The 16,432-nt window shown below is 39.5% G+C and carries 17 protein-coding genes and 1 riboswitch; of the genes, 6 read left to right on the top strand and 11 right to left on the bottom strand.

The window, feature by feature from the left end; translation table 11 throughout:
• Positions 1-51: 51 nt before the first annotated feature.
• Entirely contained in the window at positions 52-789 is a 738-nt protein-coding gene (locus EAL44_RS02735; protein ID WP_121074447.1) for a 5'-nucleotidase, lipoprotein e(P4) family, read from the bottom strand.
• Positions 790-911: 122 nt separating this feature from the next.
• Here EAL44_RS02735 and EAL44_RS02730 point away from each other — a divergent pair, with 122 nt between their 5' ends.
• On the top strand, positions 912-1,460 hold the full coding sequence (locus EAL44_RS02730; RefSeq protein WP_121074444.1) for a YceI family protein: 549 nt from the start codon (positions 912-914) through the stop codon (positions 1,458-1,460).
• Positions 1,461-1,523: 63 nt separating this feature from the next.
• Here EAL44_RS02730 and tenA read toward each other — a convergent pair whose 3' ends face one another.
• Complete coding sequence (tenA, locus tag EAL44_RS02725) at positions 1,524-2,177, bottom strand: thiaminase II (protein WP_121074441.1); 654 nt, start codon at positions 2,175-2,177, stop codon at positions 1,524-1,526.
• 703 nt (positions 2,178-2,880) lie between these two features.
• Here tenA and EAL44_RS02720 point away from each other — a divergent pair.
• The 5 genes from EAL44_RS02720 (at position 2,881) to EAL44_RS07835 (ending at position 5,629) form a co-directional block, all read left to right on the top strand.
• The gene (locus tag EAL44_RS02720; RefSeq protein WP_121074438.1) at positions 2,881-3,240 is read left to right on the top strand and encodes a glycine zipper domain-containing protein; all 360 of its coding nucleotides are present in this window, start codon (positions 2,881-2,883) and stop codon (positions 3,238-3,240) included.
• Positions 3,241-3,279: 39 nt separating this feature from the next.
• Complete coding sequence (locus tag EAL44_RS02715; RefSeq protein ID WP_121074435.1) at positions 3,280-3,774, top strand: hypothetical protein; 495 nt, start codon at positions 3,280-3,282, stop codon at positions 3,772-3,774.
• 77 nt (positions 3,775-3,851) lie between these two features.
• Positions 3,852-3,962: riboswitch (TPP riboswitch) on the top strand.
• Positions 3,950-4,612, top strand: coding sequence for a nicotinamide riboside transporter PnuC (pnuC, locus tag EAL44_RS02710; RefSeq protein WP_121074432.1), 663 nt, complete (start codon positions 3,950-3,952; stop codon positions 4,610-4,612). Its footprint overlaps the riboswitch before it by 13 nt.
• Complete coding sequence (locus EAL44_RS02705; protein ID WP_121074429.1) at positions 4,600-5,214, top strand: thiamine diphosphokinase; 615 nt, start codon at positions 4,600-4,602, stop codon at positions 5,212-5,214. The genes pnuC and EAL44_RS02705 overlap by 13 nt, the downstream gene beginning before the upstream one ends.
• Positions 5,215-5,401: 187 nt before the next feature.
• The gene (locus EAL44_RS07835) at positions 5,402-5,629 is read left to right on the top strand and encodes a hypothetical protein (RefSeq protein WP_162970328.1); all 228 of its coding nucleotides are present in this window, start codon (positions 5,402-5,404) and stop codon (positions 5,627-5,629) included.
• A 213-nt stretch (positions 5,630-5,842) separates the two neighbouring features.
• Here EAL44_RS07835 and EAL44_RS02695 read toward each other — a convergent pair whose 3' ends face one another.
• The 9 genes from EAL44_RS02695 to nuoI all read right to left on the bottom strand — a co-directional run bounded on the left by EAL44_RS02695 (position 5,843) and on the right by nuoI (position 16,432).
• Positions 5,843-6,130, bottom strand: a complete 288-nt coding sequence (locus EAL44_RS02695) for a hypothetical protein (protein ID WP_121074426.1) — start codon at positions 6,128-6,130, stop codon at positions 5,843-5,845.
• 175 nt (positions 6,131-6,305) lie between these two features.
• Entirely contained in the window at positions 6,306-7,685 is a 1,380-nt protein-coding gene (locus EAL44_RS02690; protein WP_121074423.1) for a phosphomannomutase/phosphoglucomutase, read from the bottom strand.
• A gap of 1 nt (position 7,686) precedes the next feature.
• On the bottom strand, positions 7,687-10,092 hold the full coding sequence (locus EAL44_RS02685) for a tetratricopeptide repeat protein (RefSeq protein ID WP_121074420.1): 2,406 nt from the start codon (positions 10,090-10,092) through the stop codon (positions 7,687-7,689).
• On the bottom strand, positions 10,082-11,560 hold the full coding sequence (gene nuoN, locus EAL44_RS02680) for an NADH-quinone oxidoreductase subunit NuoN (RefSeq protein ID WP_121074415.1): 1,479 nt from the start codon (positions 11,558-11,560) through the stop codon (positions 10,082-10,084). The genes EAL44_RS02685 and nuoN overlap by 11 nt, the downstream gene beginning before the upstream one ends.
• Positions 11,547-13,085, bottom strand: coding sequence for an NADH-quinone oxidoreductase subunit M (locus EAL44_RS02675; RefSeq protein WP_121074412.1), 1,539 nt, complete (start codon positions 13,083-13,085; stop codon positions 11,547-11,549). Before EAL44_RS02675 ends, nuoN begins: the two co-directional genes overlap by 14 nt.
• Positions 13,086-13,088: 3 nt before the next feature.
• Positions 13,089-14,927: an NADH-quinone oxidoreductase subunit L gene (gene nuoL / locus EAL44_RS02670; protein ID WP_121074409.1), complete on the bottom strand. Its 1,839-nt coding sequence runs from the start codon at positions 14,925-14,927 to the stop codon at positions 13,089-13,091.
• Positions 14,928-14,929: 2 nt separating this feature from the next.
• Positions 14,930-15,232: an NADH-quinone oxidoreductase subunit NuoK gene (gene nuoK, locus EAL44_RS02665; RefSeq protein WP_000579754.1), complete on the bottom strand. Its 303-nt coding sequence runs from the start codon at positions 15,230-15,232 to the stop codon at positions 14,930-14,932.
• A complete protein-coding gene (locus EAL44_RS02660; RefSeq protein WP_000464191.1) occupies positions 15,229-15,777 on the bottom strand; it encodes an NADH-quinone oxidoreductase subunit J in 549 nt (182 codons plus the stop codon). Before EAL44_RS02660 ends, nuoK begins: the two co-directional genes overlap by 4 nt.
• A complete protein-coding gene (gene nuoI, locus EAL44_RS02655; RefSeq protein WP_120847941.1) occupies positions 15,770-16,432 on the bottom strand; it encodes an NADH-quinone oxidoreductase subunit NuoI in 663 nt (220 codons plus the stop codon). The genes EAL44_RS02660 and nuoI overlap by 8 nt, the downstream gene beginning before the upstream one ends.

Genomic DNA, 16,432 nt, shown 5'->3' with positions numbered 1-16,432 from the left:
TCAAATTTTTTGTCATGTTAGCAAAAATCGTTCTTATGCGATGGATAAATTTTATTTTTTATTCTGCCATGCTTTTATAGGCTCATCTTCCCATGTGCCATAAAGAGAGTTGGGTAAAATGATCCATTCAGTGCCGAATTTTTGAGCGTTTTGCAAGACTTTAGCTCGTTGTTCTTGGCTGTTTTTAGCGTCTTTAGCAAAAATAGCGTCAAAATCATGCAAAGTGTCGCCCACTTGTAAAACGATTTCATAATCCTTAGCGACTAATTCTCGCCTAACGGCTTTAGGCTTGCCTTTTTCTTTCAATAAAACGGATTCTTCACTCACTTGGGGGAGTTTAAAACTTTTGAGCGTTTTTAAAGTGAATGCCTTATTTTTTTGCGTTCGGTTAGAAATGTAAAAAATCTTAACGCCCTTAGAATTAGCGTATTCTAAAAAGTCTAGCGCTCCAGGAATGAGCGTAAGAGAGCCTTCTTTTTCAAATTTATCCCAAGTTTCTGGGGTGTATTTAATGCAATTTTTGACTAAATAGCCCGCATAATCAAAAGTGTTTAAAACGGTTTCATCTAAATCCAAGATGACGGCTGGCTTTTTGTCTTTAACGAGCTTGAGATTATTGTCTAGGGCCATTTTTGCCATTTTGTAACTTTGCAATTGCAAGGCTCTGATCTCAGCGCTTTGCTGATGGTATTTAACGCTTCTTGTTAGGGGCGAAACGCATTCTTTGGCATTTAACACACTCATCAAACTCAATCCTAATAAAACTGATACAAGGGTCTTTTTTATCATAACAACACCTACCTAATGGGGATTTTTTGTATTATACCTTAAAACAGATGATTAGGAGTATTTTACCATTAACCAATTTGTTGTATAGTTGGCGTTTTAATTCAAAATGAAGCGAGGAAACAATGAAAAAAGCGTTAATGTTCACCCTTTTGGGTGTTAGTTTGGCGTTTGCAAAACCTTATACGATTGATAAGGCAAACTCTAGCGTGTGGTTTGAGGTCAAACACTTCAAATTCAATGAAACAAGAGGCGTGTTTGATAGTTTTGATGGCAAAATTGATGCCGATCCTAATACCAAGACTCTCAATGTTTTTGAAGGTAAAATTGATATTAAAAGCATTAACACTAGGAACAAAAAAAGAGATGACCACCTAAGGACAGCAGAGTTTTTTGATGCCATGAAATACCCCAAAGGGAGCTTTAAAATGACCAAATACGAAGATGGTAAAATCCATGGGGATTTGACCCTTCATGGCGTAACCAAACCTGTCGTATTGGAAGCCAAGATCCAAGCCCCTTTACAAAACCCCATGAACAAAAAAGAATTCATGGTGTTACAAGCTGAAGGCAAAATCAACCGCAAGGATTTTGGTATCGGTAAAACATTCAATGATGCTGTCGTTGGAGATGAGGTAAAAATTGAGCTCAAACTAGAAGCTTACGCTCAATAATCGTTTTGCAAGAGATAGATATTTTCTTCTCTTGCGTTTTTCTAACAGCACAAAAACTTTTATTCAACTTTGATACGCCATATCCCAAAACAGATATTCGTATTCGCTTGTAGTGATAAAAATCTCCTTTAATTTTTCAATTTCTTGTTTTGAAGAAGCGAGGGTGAGGGAATCAAGCAAATTAATATTCCAATTTACGCACGCTTGAAATTCTTTGGAACTATAGCCCTTAATCCAATGCCCATAAAAGGCATGTTCTAAAGCGTTTGGGATTTGGCTTAAATTTTGTGCGATCACTAAATAGCTCCAAGCGCAAGCCAGAACAGCCGCCGCAACTTCTTTGATAGAACCCTTAAACCCTTCAGCGAGCATGTAGCTTGTATAGGATTTATTCGCTAGAGTGGGGCGCGCGTTTTGCAATTCTTTTTGAGTGATTTGAAGTTCTCTAATGTAATGGTTATGGATACTCATCTCGTTATTCAAAATATCTTGTATAGCGTTAGAAAACTCCCTCATCACTATTTCATCACAAGCCTTAACTACACCTAAAGCAAATACCTTAGCGTATTCTAAAAGAAACAAATAATCCTGAATGATATAAAAACGAAATTTATCCCTTTCTAAAGTCCCACGCCCTATGCCTTGAACGAACGGATGGGAAATACAATCCCCCCAAATAGATTGCGCGTTTTGATACAGATATTGTGAAACTTGCATTTTTACACTCCTAAAACCAATTCAACACGCATTCTAACACGAAAGCCCGCAACATGGTATAAAAATTTGCTTTTAAAAGATTTGTGAGTGGGCTCTTGTTTTCAAAAATTGAACGCTGTATTAAAATATCTGTGATTTTGAATAGCGATTAATGATATTATGGGGCTTGTATTGCCTTTATGTTGTTTAAGATTGGCTATTCTTTGTAATCATAAAAAGGTTAATTCCATCTCGCTCTGTAGGTTTTTATTTTTAGAAGTTTTTATTATGGGAACTTGCAGTATGGCACTTACAAGATAGGAGTCAATCTTAGATGCATGGTTTCAAACCTATTACAGAGCGAGATGGAATTAACCCTACCATTTATGATTGGTTTAACCTCTGTATGAAGTCATATCGGTCAAAACTCAAAATAGTTTAGCATAAAAATAAAAAAGCGTCTAATGTATTCAAAATAGGCGTTCAATTTTTAAGCGGTTGGTGTAAAAACGCAATTAAAGGCTTTAATGCTTGAAACTTAACACTCTAAAACGCTTAAAAATGCTAAAAACCAATCATTTACTTTAATCCTGTAATTTGTGAATAAACAAAACATCTACTTATCTTTTTTGTGATCTTTTGCTGATTTGTAACAATGCTTTTAATACAATTGTGGTTAAATATTCCTATCAAGGTGTGCCAAATACGCCTTGAATCTCAATTGATGAAAGGATTTGTTATGAGTGGATTAAGAACTTGTGTAGTGGTTTTATGCGGTGCAATGGCTAATGTGGCTATAGCTAGTCCTAAAATAGAGGCAAGGGGTGAATTAGGCAGATTTTGGGGGGAAGCTGTTGGTGGTGCAATGGGTGGTGCAATGGGTGGAATGATTGGGTCTCTTGGAGGTCCGTGGAATACTGTGTTTGGTGCAGGTATTGGTGGTGGAATAGGGGCATATTCTGGAGCTGAAATAGGCGATAGGGTAGAAGATTTTATCCGTGGCGTTGATAGAGAGCCACAAGCCCCAAGAGAACCTATCCGTGATTTTTATGATTACGGCTATAGTTTTGGGCATGCTTGGTGATCTTAAATGAGCCAAGGTGATGGGGGGGAAGGAAATAACATGGATACCACAAAAGAGAATTTGAATGGCTCAAAAAAGCGTTTGAGCGACTGGGAATATCAATGGGCAGTGGCCATAGTCTATGCGGGATGCATATCCACATTCCCTTATAGCCTAGGCGCTGTCGATCCACTTTTTAGCCCTAAAGATAGTTATTATGCATGGCTAACAGTCTTAATAGCGGCTTTGTTGTCTAACCTTTTATTTGACCCACGAGATAGGGATCCTTATAAATCTTTCCAAGTAAGATATCCTAGGTTTCTCAAAGCCATTTTTAAGGCTAGGTTTTTTGGCATGTTTCATGACGCTGTGTTAGGGGCAAGACTGAGAGATTTTTATATGGCACTTTTAACGATGCCCTTTATTGTCGCTATCCATGAAATTTCAGCGTATTGCGGGCATCCTAGCAACTTACTTGTAGAGGGTTTGGTCATTCTTAGCTTTGTGTGTGTTTTTGGGCTTTGTTCTAGGCTTTGCGTTAAATTAGGGTGGTGATTTAACTCAAATAGCATTAAATGGAGGGGGATATAAAAAACTTTAAAGCGCGTTCTCATGGATTTGTGTTACAATAAGGAGCATTTAAGGGGTGCTTTTTAAAACGCTCAAGTTTTTAAAAGGCTGAGATCAAACCCGTAGAACTTGTCAAGGTAATTCTTGCGTAAGGAATAACATGTTAATAACCACCCAACTATCCAAACGATTTTACGCCACGCTCATTCTCGCTTGCGTGTTTTTAACCATCACTAACATCCTTGTCAAAGGCTCGTTTATCAATCTTTTAGCGGGGCTTAGTGGGGTTTTGTATGCGTTTTTTGCCGGAGAAAGGCAAACGATTTGCTTTATATTTGGTCTTGTTTATAATTTGAGTTACGCTTATGTCGCTTATCAGTGGAAATTAAACGCTGATGTGATTTTATGCCTTTTTTTGTATATGCCAGTAACGATTTATGGGCTATTCGCATGGAAAAAAACAGAGCAGCGTGAGGGCGTTATCAAGGCTCAAAAACTTCCCAAAAATTGGCGTTTTGCGCTCATTTTAGGCATAGGGGTTTTAACTTATGTGAGCGCTTTGTTTTTTAAAGAGATTAAAACAAATTTTTTATGGGCAGAGAGTTTTAATTTCGTCATTTTTATTATTGCTTTTATTTTACAAGTTTTGCGCTATATAGAAAATTATGCGCTAGTAACTTTGGGGAATATCGTGTCCATTATCGTGTGGTTTTGTATTTTTCAAATTTCTACAGAGAGTTTGGTACAACTCTTCACAACGATTCTATACCTTTTTATTGGCTTGTATTATTTTAACCGCTGGAACCAGTCATGCAAGCAGTGATTTTAGCGAATGGGGAATTTCCTAAATCCCAAAAATGCTTAGACATTCTAAAAAACGCTCCCTTTTTAATCGCATGCGATGGGGCTGTTATATCATTGCATGCGCTTCAATTCAAACCCAGCGTTGTTATAGGCGATCTAGATAGCATTGATTCGCATTTGAAAGCCTTATATAACCCTATATGCGTGAGCGAACAAGACAGCAACGATTTGTCCAAAGCCTTTTTTTATGCCTTGAATAGGGGCTGTGATGATTTTATTTTTTTAGGGTTGAATGGCAAGCGAGAAGATCACGCCCTAGCGAACACTTTTTTATTGTTGGAGTATTTTAAATTTTGCAAAAAAATCCAAGCCATAAGCGATTATGGTCTTTTTAGGGTGCTAGAAACCCCTTTTACTTTGCCCAGTTTTAAGGGTGAGCAAATCTCGCTTTTTAGCTTGGATCTTAAAGCCCGATTCACTTCTAAAAACCTCAAATACCCCTTAAAAAACTTGCGTTTAAAAACGCTCTTTTCTGGCTCGCTCAATGAAGCCACCAATCATTGTTTTAGCCTTAGCTCTACACCTAAATCGGTGGTGTTGGTGTATCAAAAGTTTTCATAAGTGGGTTTAATTCTTATAAGTCTTTACACCCACAACTACCACCGCAATAAAAATTACGATAAGCAAAACAATGGAGACTTTATATTCTTTTGAGTCAGTTTTATTGGGGTTTTAATTGCTGTTTGCAATATCTTTTACAAAACGATAGAGAGAGTGTAATAAAATGAGAGTGAAAAACGATGCGAACATGAATAAGCATAAGGCAATTAAACCATCTAGCCCTTTCTTATCAAAAATAGCCAAATTAATTTTAATCCCACCATCAAACGCCATAAAGATAGCAGCAAAGATCCCAAGAATAGCAACAAAATCTCTTTTTGTGTTGTCAATTTGCCCCTTTATGGTGCTGGTTTGGTTTGTTATGCTATTAATTTCTTCTTTAAGGTTTTTAGGCTTTGTTGCACCAAAAAATTAAAGATCACAGATTAACAATCATCAGGCTTTTTATTGCACATGCCTTATTATGGTGTTAGAGTAGAAAATACTGCCATAAGCCTAACAATAATATAAAAGTAACCTTGCAGTGTGGTTGATAGCGGCTTAAAATCGCAGGTATTTTGATAATAAAAAAGGCTTCATACATACCAAGCCATAAGCTTTTTATAATGCTTTTAAAAAGAACTATTGATTACTCGTCCTTTTCGTCTTCGGGTTCTATGTCTATTATGTTATTGTCATGGTTGATTGCTTTCAAAGTATTTAAGATTTTATCTGCCTTTTCTTTTGCTTCAAGCACCTGTTTATATCCTTCAGCTGCTTTTTTATATCCTTCAGATTCTTCTTTAGCCACATAGTATAGTGCTTCCAAGATTGGTTGCATTTCAGCTTTTTCACTTGCTTTTGCAAGACCCCCATGTTCCTTTTTCATTTCGTGAGTGAGATGAGAAGCATTTTTATTTTTGCCCTTTGTATTCATAAAAATCCTTTACGATTGATTTAAAACTTTTCATTATAATAGGCTTAGGCTTAGCTTAAATAGTGCAAAAAATTTGAGATCTTATGATTTTATGTGTGGTTTTAAAGCAACTTGTTTAATTGATTTATGCTTTTAAGAGCAAGGGATATAAGATGAGATTATCCCAAGCTCTATTTTAAAGTTTTTCTAATATCCCAAGCAACGCCCTTTTATATTCTAACGCCGTTGTTTCATCCTTGCCTTCAAAGCGGCTGACTAAATAGGGGGTGGTGTTGCTTGCGCGAATAAGCCCAAAACCATGTTCAAAAACCACCCTCACGCCATCAATGCTGATGATTTCTTTGATTTTAGGGAAATGGCTTGGCGGGTTTTTAAGCGCTTCTTGTAAGTTGTGAATGATTTCAAATTTTTCTTCTTCGCTCACGGCGATTTTTTCTTCAGGCGTGGTGTAGGAATAGGGGAGGTTTTTAATAATGTTTTCCAAATCGCTTGGACTTTGTTCAAGCAATAATTCTAAAGCCCTTAAGCATGCATAAAGAGCGTCATCATAGCCAAAATAGCGCTCTTTAAAAAAGATATGCCCGCTCATTTCAGCCGCAAAATGCGCGTTGGTTTCTTTGAGCTTGATTTTTAGATTGCTATGCCCGGTTTTATACATGAGCGTCTTGCCAAAAGTATTAATCGTGTTATACATCACTTGAGAGCATTTGACTTCGCCTATCACAAAGGGGGTGATGCCTTGAGCATGCAAGCGTTTAGCGAATAAAATCGCTAATTCATCGCCCGCATAAATATGATGAGAGCTTAGCATCGCAATCCTATCCGCATCGCCATCAAAAGCAAAGCCTATAGAAATAGCGTTTTCTTGCATGTGTTTTTCTAGATCTTTTAAATTTTTCGCTTCGCTAGGGTCTGGGTGGTGGTTAGGGAAATTCCCATCAGGATCGCTATAAAGGCTGCTAAAATCAATGTTTAAAGCCTTTAAAATCGGCTCTAACCCTAACGCTCCCACGCCATTGCCAAAATCTAGGGCGATTTTGTATTTAAGATTTTTTAAATGCTGAAAATCCTTGATCAAATAGCGCTGATACGCTTCTAGGGCATTGGCTTTCTCTGGTGTTTCTTTGAGAGGTTTTATTTCATGCTTTGCGTTTAAAAGCGTGTTTTTTAAAGCCTGAATGTCCTTTCCATAAAACGGGTTTTGGTTGAGCGTGATTTTAAAGCCGTTGTATTCTTTGGGGTTGTGAGAGCCAGTGATCATGATGGAATTAGGGCATTGAATGCCATTGATTTCATTAAAGGCCGCAAAATACGCTACCGGTGTGGGGATTAGCCCTAAATCATACACTTTCAAGCCGCTTGATTGCAGCCCCGCGCTCAAAGCTTCAAACAAAAAACGCCCATGCACCCTTGCGTCATGCCCTACAAACACGCTTTTATCGCATTCTCGCATGATTTTCCCTAACTCCACACCGATACTAAAGGCGCTCTTTTCATCTAAAGTGGTGGGGTAAATGCCTCTAATATCGTATTCTCTAAAAATGCTGATGTCCATGTCATGACTCCTTGTTTTTGAATAAATTTAAACCCTGTTCGCATAAATTTTGCCATGCGTTTGTTTGATCTTTTTGTTTTAACTGAACGCATTTTTCTAAACTGGCTCTAGATTTTGCTTTTTGATTGGTTAAATCTAATAAGCTGGATTGCAAGTATAAGGCTTTTTGGTGATCTTCTAAAGAAAGCCTGCGGTTTAAGAGTTTGTCTAGCGTTTCTAACGCTTTTGAATAATCTTTGGTGGTTCTGTAAGCGTCAATGAGAGCAAATTCGCTAAAGGGCGTGTAAGAATAGTCCTTGTAAGCGTCTTGGAGTTTGAGTAAGCTTGTGGCATAAATTTTGACGCTTTTAGGGTCTTTTTCATTCTCTAGCAATTTAAAATAAACCAACGCCATGCGTTTATCGTCTTTGAAATATTTTTCTAAAAACGCATACAAATTGAGCGCCAATTCTTTTTCATTGTTTTGCATGTAATCTGAAAATAAAACAAAAGCAATATCATAAAATTCTTTTTTATTTAAGCTTTGAGCGAGGATTAAAGCGTCTTTAGAGGCCAGAGTGGAATTTTTAAAATCCCCTAAGCGGTAGTAATTGCGCCCCAAACGATAAAGCCATATTAATTTTTCGCTAGGGGTTTTAGCCGCTTTTAAAGCGTTTAGGGCAATAATTTGCGCTTTTTCTTTGAGCGATGCGAAATACAAGCAATCAAAGGCTTGGATTTCTTCTTTGGGGGTAAATTCAAAGGCGGTGATCTGGGATAAGTATTTTAAGGCTTCTTCGCAACGATTGTCCTCTAATGGGGTTTTAGCAAGGATATTGAGCGTTTTTTGGATCAAAGGAGAATCTTTAGGCAAATTTTTTTGCATGCTTAACACTTCAGCATAACGCTTATTTTCAAACAAGAGCTGGGCTTTCAATTCTAAAGCTTTTTGGGCTTCATTAGAATTAGGGAAATTTTGAATGATTTTATCGTAGTGAGCGATTTTTTCTTGCGTGTTCCCTTCCATGGAAAAAAGGGCTTTTTCATCGCGCGCTCTAACGACAGAGGCTTTATCCAATTCCGCATGGTCTTGCAAATATCGCAGATTATAAAGATGGGCGTTTTTAAAGTCCTTGATCCTTGCATACAGCACCCCTAAATCATAGAGCGCTTGCTCTTTAGCTTTCAAGTCATCATCTTGATTAAGGAGCAAGTGAGCGATCTCAATCGCGCTTTCATTCATCTGGTTTTTTTTCAATAACTTGAGCAAGTCTAGGGCTGATTCGCTGTGTTTAGAAATATAATCAGGGTTGGATTGAACCACCTTATCAATGAGGTATTTAGCGTTATTAAAGTTTTGATAGTTTATCTCTGCTTCAGCCCAATTAAGCGCGATTTCACTCGCGCTCTCTTTGTCTTTGGCGTTAGAAAAAGCTTCTTTAAAAAGCATGTTAGCGTTGCTCAAATCAGAGCCTTCAGCCGCTTCAATGGCTAAACGCATTTGGGCTAAGGGCGCGTAGCGGGAGTTTTTGTATTCTAAAAGAATGCGTTTGTAATAACGCATGGCCTGTTTGTAATTGTTGTTTTCATCTAAAGCTTTGGCGACATAATATAGTGCTTCAGGGATATTGGGGTCAGTTGGGTAATTTTTAATCCACTTGGTGCCAATATCTATGAGTAAGGATTTTTTAATGCCTAATTGGCCCAATGCGATAATTTCTAATAAATACAAATCCTTTTTAAAAATCGTTTGAGGGTAGTTTTTAAATGCGCGGCTGATCGTGCGTAAAGCGTCAAAATAGGCTTGCGAATCCATTTGTTTTTTAGCCTCTAAATAGGCGTTTAAGTCATAGCCCTTTGTGGTGAGTAGGGGTTTGTTATTCACATCCAGTTCTTGAATGATAGGGGTTTGAGCGTCTTTAATGACAATGGGGAAATTCAAGCCTTTTTGGGTGTTGTCTTTTTCGCTCAAAAAAGGGATATTTTGATCATAGCCTATGATTTGCCATATTTTGGCTTTAGGATCGTTTTCCACAAAAAGGGGGATCGCTTTTTTATAATCCCTATCAAAAGAAAAAAGGGTGAGCCTTCGCATCACTTTGGGTTTGATGTGTAAAATGAATTGTTGTTGGCGCATAGAATAGGTGATATTGAAAAAAGCGTTTTCTAAAGGGGTAAAGCCCTCCTTAGGGATGGAGTATATCACGCATTCTATGGGGCGTTTAGCGTGTATAATGGATAAAGACGCTTCAATCCCGCTTGGCGGTTTTTCATTAGCATAAAAACAAGAAAACGCCTTGTTGTGTCGTAAGGTTAAAACCGAAAAATCTTCCCCCCCTTCTTTGCCTTGCGTGAGCGTCAAGCTTAAGGCATTGAGAGAATGGGAGAGCAAGCCCATTAAAAGAAAGATTTTTGACTTAAGCCACAAACTCTAAAAGCCCTCGCATCATAAAAACAGAAAACAAACACGCTAACGCCATGGCAATAATAACCGCATAAATGGGCATGGTAGCGTTTTGGGTGTAAATATCGTTTTGAGCGTAGCCTTGGGCTTGTAAGGGCTTATTGAAAAACATCGCCACGAGCCAACGGAAATAATAAAACGCAGCCACCGCGCTATTAACTAACATCACCACCGCTAAAAGAATGTGATTGCTTTCTAGTGCGCTTTCAACGGCTAAAAATTTCCCCCAAAACACGCTAAAAGGCGGGATCCCTGCAAGCCCAAAAACAAAAATAGCGCCCAAGATCGCCACTAAAGGGTGGGTTTTGATAAGGCCGTTGAATTTAGAATAGGGGTGATCGTAGCGTTCATCCCATGTTTTTTCCCGGCTTTTTAAGAGCCATAAAAGGCCAAAAGCCCCAATGTAAGTGAAGGCGAACATGAACCAATAAACAAACATCGCTTGTTGGCTATCTTCAGTGTGGATAAACACGCATGCTAAAGCGAACCCAGAATGCGAAATGGAGCTGTAAGCGAGCATTCTTTTGACATCTTCTTGCCATAAAGCAATGAAATTAGGGATGGTGATAGTCATAAGGATCAAAACATAAAAAATGTCTTCTACCCAAGCGATACGGGTGTCTATAAACGCCCCAAAAAGACGAGTCGCTACCACAAAGCCAGCGATTTTAGGCACAATGGAAATATAGCTCGCAAAGACTGGGTTATTGCCCTCATACACATCAGGCATCCAGGTATGGAAAGGCACTAAAGAAACCTTAAAGCCAATCGCTCCAATCAAAAAAATAGCGCCCATCGCAAAGAGCATGGGGTTTGTGATACCCTCAGTGTGCAAGTATAGGGTAATGACTTCAAGATTCAAGCTCCCTGTAAGCAAGTAAAAAGCCATAGCCCCCATAGCAAAAAACGCGCTCGCCATCGCCCCCATAGTGAAATACTTGATCCCTGCTTCCAAGCCGTAGCGTTTATCGCTCAACGCCATTAACACACAAAGGGGCAAGGATGCTGTTTCTAACCCAATAAGGATTAACAACAAATGGTTGCTTGAAACCATGAACTGAAAGCCAGCGACAATAAACAAGTATAAGGAATAAAATTCAGCGGTTTGAAATTCGTTGAAGCACTCTTTTGAAAGGGCTAAGAAAATGAGCAAAAAGGCTGAAATCAAGACAATGCTTTGAGAGATGAGCGAGAGGGTATCTAGGCTTAAAAACCCAAAAAAGGCGTTTTCTTGTTCTTCTAACCCTAAAACCACCAAAAAATCCAAAACCAAAAAAAGCATGCATAAAAACACATTCAAATTGCGTGAAAACCTAGAAGTGAAAGCGTTGATTAAGAGCGTGAAAATCCCCCCACACACCAACACCAGCATGGGTAAAATGCTCTCAAAACTAAAGCTATCAAAAGAGATGTGGAGACTATCTATTAACATAAGAGACCTCTTTTATCTTAGTGTCCAATGAACCTAAAAAAGGGAGCGAGCGGATTTCTATCACCTCTAAAAGCTGCTTAGAGCCTTGCTCAATCGGTTTTAAAAGCATTTTAGGATAAATCCCTAAAATTAAGATCAAAGCTAAAATCACGCTTAAAACCCCTACCTCACGAGCGTTCAAATCTTCAAACACGCTGATTTGATTGTTCCCGGCTTTCAAATTGCCAAAGAAGACATCTTTATATGAGGTGAGCATGTAAATCGCTGAGAGAATAATGCTTGTTCCGGCAATGATAGCCAAAAGAGGGTAAGTGGCAAAAAACCCTAACAAGCTCAAAAACTCTCCTACAAAACCAATGCTTAAAGGCATGCCCACATTCGCCATTAAAACGATCATAAAAAAGGCTGCAAAAACGGGAGCGCTTTTAGCGATGGATCCAAAGCGAGCGATTTCTAAACTGCTGGTGCGCTCTTCCAAAATACCAGCGAGTAAAAATAACCCCATGACGATAATACCATGCGCAAACATCATAAACACCGCCCCTGAAATCCCTTCAACATTGAAAGAAAAAACCCCAAGCACCACGACTCCCATGTGCGAGAACGAGCTATAAGCGATGAGGGTTTTTAAATCTTTTTGAGCGTAGGCTAGAAAACCTCCATAAATGATCATGCATAGCGCCACAATGGCTATGGGGGTTAAATAAATTTCTGAAAGCTCAGGAAAAAGCGGGAGCAAGAAGCGTAATAAGGCGTAAGTCCCCATTTTAGAAAGCAAGGCTGAAAGCATGACAGAGCCTAGAGTAGGAGCGTTAGAATACGCATAAGGCAACCATGTGTGTAAGGGAAAGAGCGGGATTTTAACCGCAATCCCTATTAAGAAAGCCACAAAGAGCCAGGTTTTAACCCCGCTAGAAAAGTTCAACTGATACCAGTCTAAAATATCAAAACTCATCATACCGTAATTGCTAGCGTAGTAATACCCAATGTATAAAATGCCTAAGAGCATGCACAATGACGCTAAAAAGGTGTAGAGAAAAAACTTCATGCCAGAATAGATCTTATTATTACGGCCAAAACGACCGATGAGGTATAAAACCGGCAAGAGCGAGATTTCCCAAAAAGCGTAGAAAAAGATCATATTGAGAGAAGAAAACACGCCCATTAAAATCCCCTCTAGCAATAAAAGACAAATCGCAAAGTCTTTACGACGCTCTTTGACATAAATCACGGACAATAACACCACGATAGCGTTTAAGAGCAACAAAAAGAGCGCGATGCCATCAACGCCCACATGGTAATTCACGCCAATTTGATAGATTAATTCCTTTGTTTCTTCAAACTGCATGCCTGCTGTTTGAATATCAAACCCATGCCATAGCAACAAAACCAATAACAATTCAATCAAAGCGATGACAATCGCATACGCCCTGCTCGCTTGATCGCTCATAAAGAACGCTAATAGCGCGCTCAGCATGGGGAAAAAGATCACCACACTTAAAAGATGCGCATGTAAAAACTGCATTGTTTATCTCCCAAAAAAAGCTACAAACGCTAGTAAGATTAAAACCCCGGCCACCATGAAGCGTAGCATGGAGGTTAAATTCCCATCTTGACTGATTCTAAACACACGCCCTATAACAAAAACGCTTCTTCCTATAGTGTCCACTATCGCATCAATGATCCTTAATTCCACGACTTGGTGTAAGAATGAAGCAATAGTGCTAAAAACTTTTGCAATCCCTTGATAAAGTTGCGGGATATAGTATTGGTTGAGCAAGAGTTTGTATAAAAAGCCCCCCTCTTTTTTGGAAGTGATACCATTTTTATATTTAAATATGGCATAGGCGATGCTCAATAACACCGCTATGGTGGTGATACTGATTAAAAGAGCGAGCGGGACTAGATACTCTCCAACGCTAGGGATCACTTGAGAAATAAAATGAAAAAACGGCTCTTCAAAAAACCCGGCAATGACCGCTAAAACCCCTAACGGCAGCATGCTTAAAAGCATGAAATTTTTGGCTTCATGGGGGTGGTTGATTTCGTGCTGTTTGGGCGCAAAAAACACCAGCATGATGAGCCTGAAACTATAAAAAGCGGTAAAGATCGCCCCAATCAAAAGCACAAACCATAAAATGTGGTGGTGCATCCCAAAAGCCACTTCTAAAATCTTGTCTTTAGAAAAGTATCCTGCGAAAGGGTAGATCCCGCACAAAGCCACTGAACCTATAATCATAAAGATCGCTGTGATTTTCATAGGCTTGTATAAAGCACCCATTTTAGTAATATCCAAATTGTCTTCCATCGCATGCATGACATTGCCTGATCCTAAGAAAAGGAGGGATTTAAAAAACGCATGCGTAAAGAGGTGGAAAAGCGCGATCGCATAAGCCCCAAGACCGGCCGCTACAAACATATAGCCTAATTGAGAAAGCGTGGAATAAGCCACAATGCGTTTTAAATCCTTATTGACTAAAGCCATGCTCGCTCCAAAAAGAGCCACAAACGCCCCTAAACATGCGATGAAATAACCCACTTCAAACACCGCGCTATACAAGGGATTGGCTCTAATGACCAGATACACCCCAGCGGTTACCATCGTCGCTGCATGGATGAGAGCGGACACCGGCGTAGGCCCCTCCATAGCGTTGGCTAACCATGTGTGCATAGGGAATTGAGCGCTCTTCCCCATAGCGCCAATGAAAAGAAACACGCTAATGAAAAAGAGCATGGAATAATCAGTGTTATTGAGCATGCTAAAGACTTCTTTATACTGGAGGGTGCCAAAATTCCAAAAGATCAAAATGATCCCTATGAGCATGCCTAAATCCGTGATTCGATTCATCACAAAGGCTTCAATAGAAGCGTCATTCGCGCTTGTTTTATGATACCAAAAGCCAATGAGCAAGTAAGAGCATAGCCCCACCCCTTCCCAGCCAATGAAAAGCCCTAAAAAATTATCGCTCAACACCAACACCAGCATGGAAAACACAAAGCCGCTAAGGTAGGAAAAATAGCGGTTAAACCCTGTATCATGCTCCATATAGCCTATAGAATACACATGCACTAAGAAAGAAACTAAAGTGACCACGACAATCATGACTGCATTGATATTGTCCAGCATGAGAGAAAAGCCGACTTTAAAATTCCCTACCACGATCCAATCAAATAAATATTTTTCATAGCTTTGATGATGCCATGCTTGAATGAAAAGAACCACCGCACCAATGAAAGAAACCAGCACGCACAAAGAATTGAAAACGCCCACATGCAACGCTTTCGCTTTAGCCCCAAACAGCCCCGCATAAATCGCACCGATTAAGGGCAAAAACAACACCACTGACAGCAAAGAAGAATATTGCATGCTCAACCTTTCATAGCGTTTAAAGAATCAATGTCTAAGCTCTTGTATTTCTTAAACCACAAAATCACCAAGCCCAAACCAATAGCCACTTCACTAGCGGCAATAGCGATAATAAAGAGCGCGAACATCTGCCCGTCTAAATTATGCGTGTATTTGGAGATCGCTATAAAACCGATATTGATCGCATTGAGCATGATTTCTGTGGAAAAAAAGAGCAACAGAATGTTTTTGCGTTTCAGCATGCCCGCTAAACCAATGCAAAAGAGCAACCCTGAAACAATTAAATAGTGGTTTAACCCTATCATAGAGATTCCTTTATAAATTGCGTGTGATTTTTCCCATGGATTTTTTGAATCCCTGTAGCGATGCCTCCAACCATAGCGACTAAAAGCATTAAAGCCGCTGCTTCAAAAGGGATGAGATAATTGGTAAAAAGCACATAACCAATCGCTTTAATGTTAGGGATTTGCGCATCAATAGCGTTAGAATTGACTTGCTTAGAAAGGTTTTCGCCAATGCTAGGAGCGCTTAAAATCAAGGTGAGTAACAGCGCCACGCCAAATGAAAGAACGCACAAGATTTTAGGGCTTTGCTTGCGTTCAATGACTTCTGCAGCGGAGTTGAAAAACATCATGCCAAACGCATACATCACAATGACCGCGCCCACATACACCGTGATTTGCACCACGCCCAAAAACTCAGCGTCTAGCAAAAAGAAAAAAGCGGAGATAAAAACCATGCTGCTAGCGAGAGCGGTAATGGCATAGAGAATATTCGTGGTGGTGATCACCACTAACGCCATGCTCAAAGTAAGGATCGCAAAGAAATAAAAGGCAATGGTTTCAAACATTTTCATCTCCCTTATGGCTTTCTGGGTTTGTTGGAGTTTCTTCTTTTGATTCTTCTTTTGAAGGCTCTTGGACATAATCTAAAGGGGTGGCTTGCATGCGTTCATTGTAATTGGGGCTTACCGCACCAAAGCCCAAAAACTCGGCATGCGAGCAGTTTTTAGCGTCTTGTTCGCTCGTTAAAAACTCGCTTTTAGAGCCGTATTGGGAGCGTTGGGTGCTGGCGTTTTCAAACCGATTCCCCATAACAATCGCCAATTCTGGGCAAACTTCTGCGCACAACCCGCAATAAATGCAACGCCCTAAATTGATCGTGTAAGAATCGATCTTTTTGCGGTTGTCTTCGCCCTTATGCGTGATGATCCTTATGCAATTGCTCGTGCAAATCTTTTCGCACAGCCCACAACCAATACACCTTTCAGATCCTGAGTCTAAAAGCCGTTGCAGATGATGCACCGCGCGATAGCGTGGGCTTAAAGGGAGTTGTTCCATAGGGTAATGGATGGTTACGCTTGGGCTAAAAAATTCCTTGATCGTAAGCCCTAATCCTTTGAATAGATCCAAACCCAAGCTCGTTTTAACGGTGTCTTTAAACTGCTCGGTCGCGCTATGGACTTCGGCTCGTTTAGGAAGTTGCTTGTATTCTTGTTTGGCCAT

It is taken from the genome of Helicobacter pylori (assembly GCF_003637685.1).
Taxonomy (GTDB): Bacteria; Campylobacterota; Campylobacteria; order Campylobacterales; family Helicobacteraceae; genus Helicobacter; species Helicobacter pylori_CJ.
Note: the sequence above shows the minus strand (reverse complement) of the source record. Positions and strands in the feature narration are given on the sequence as shown.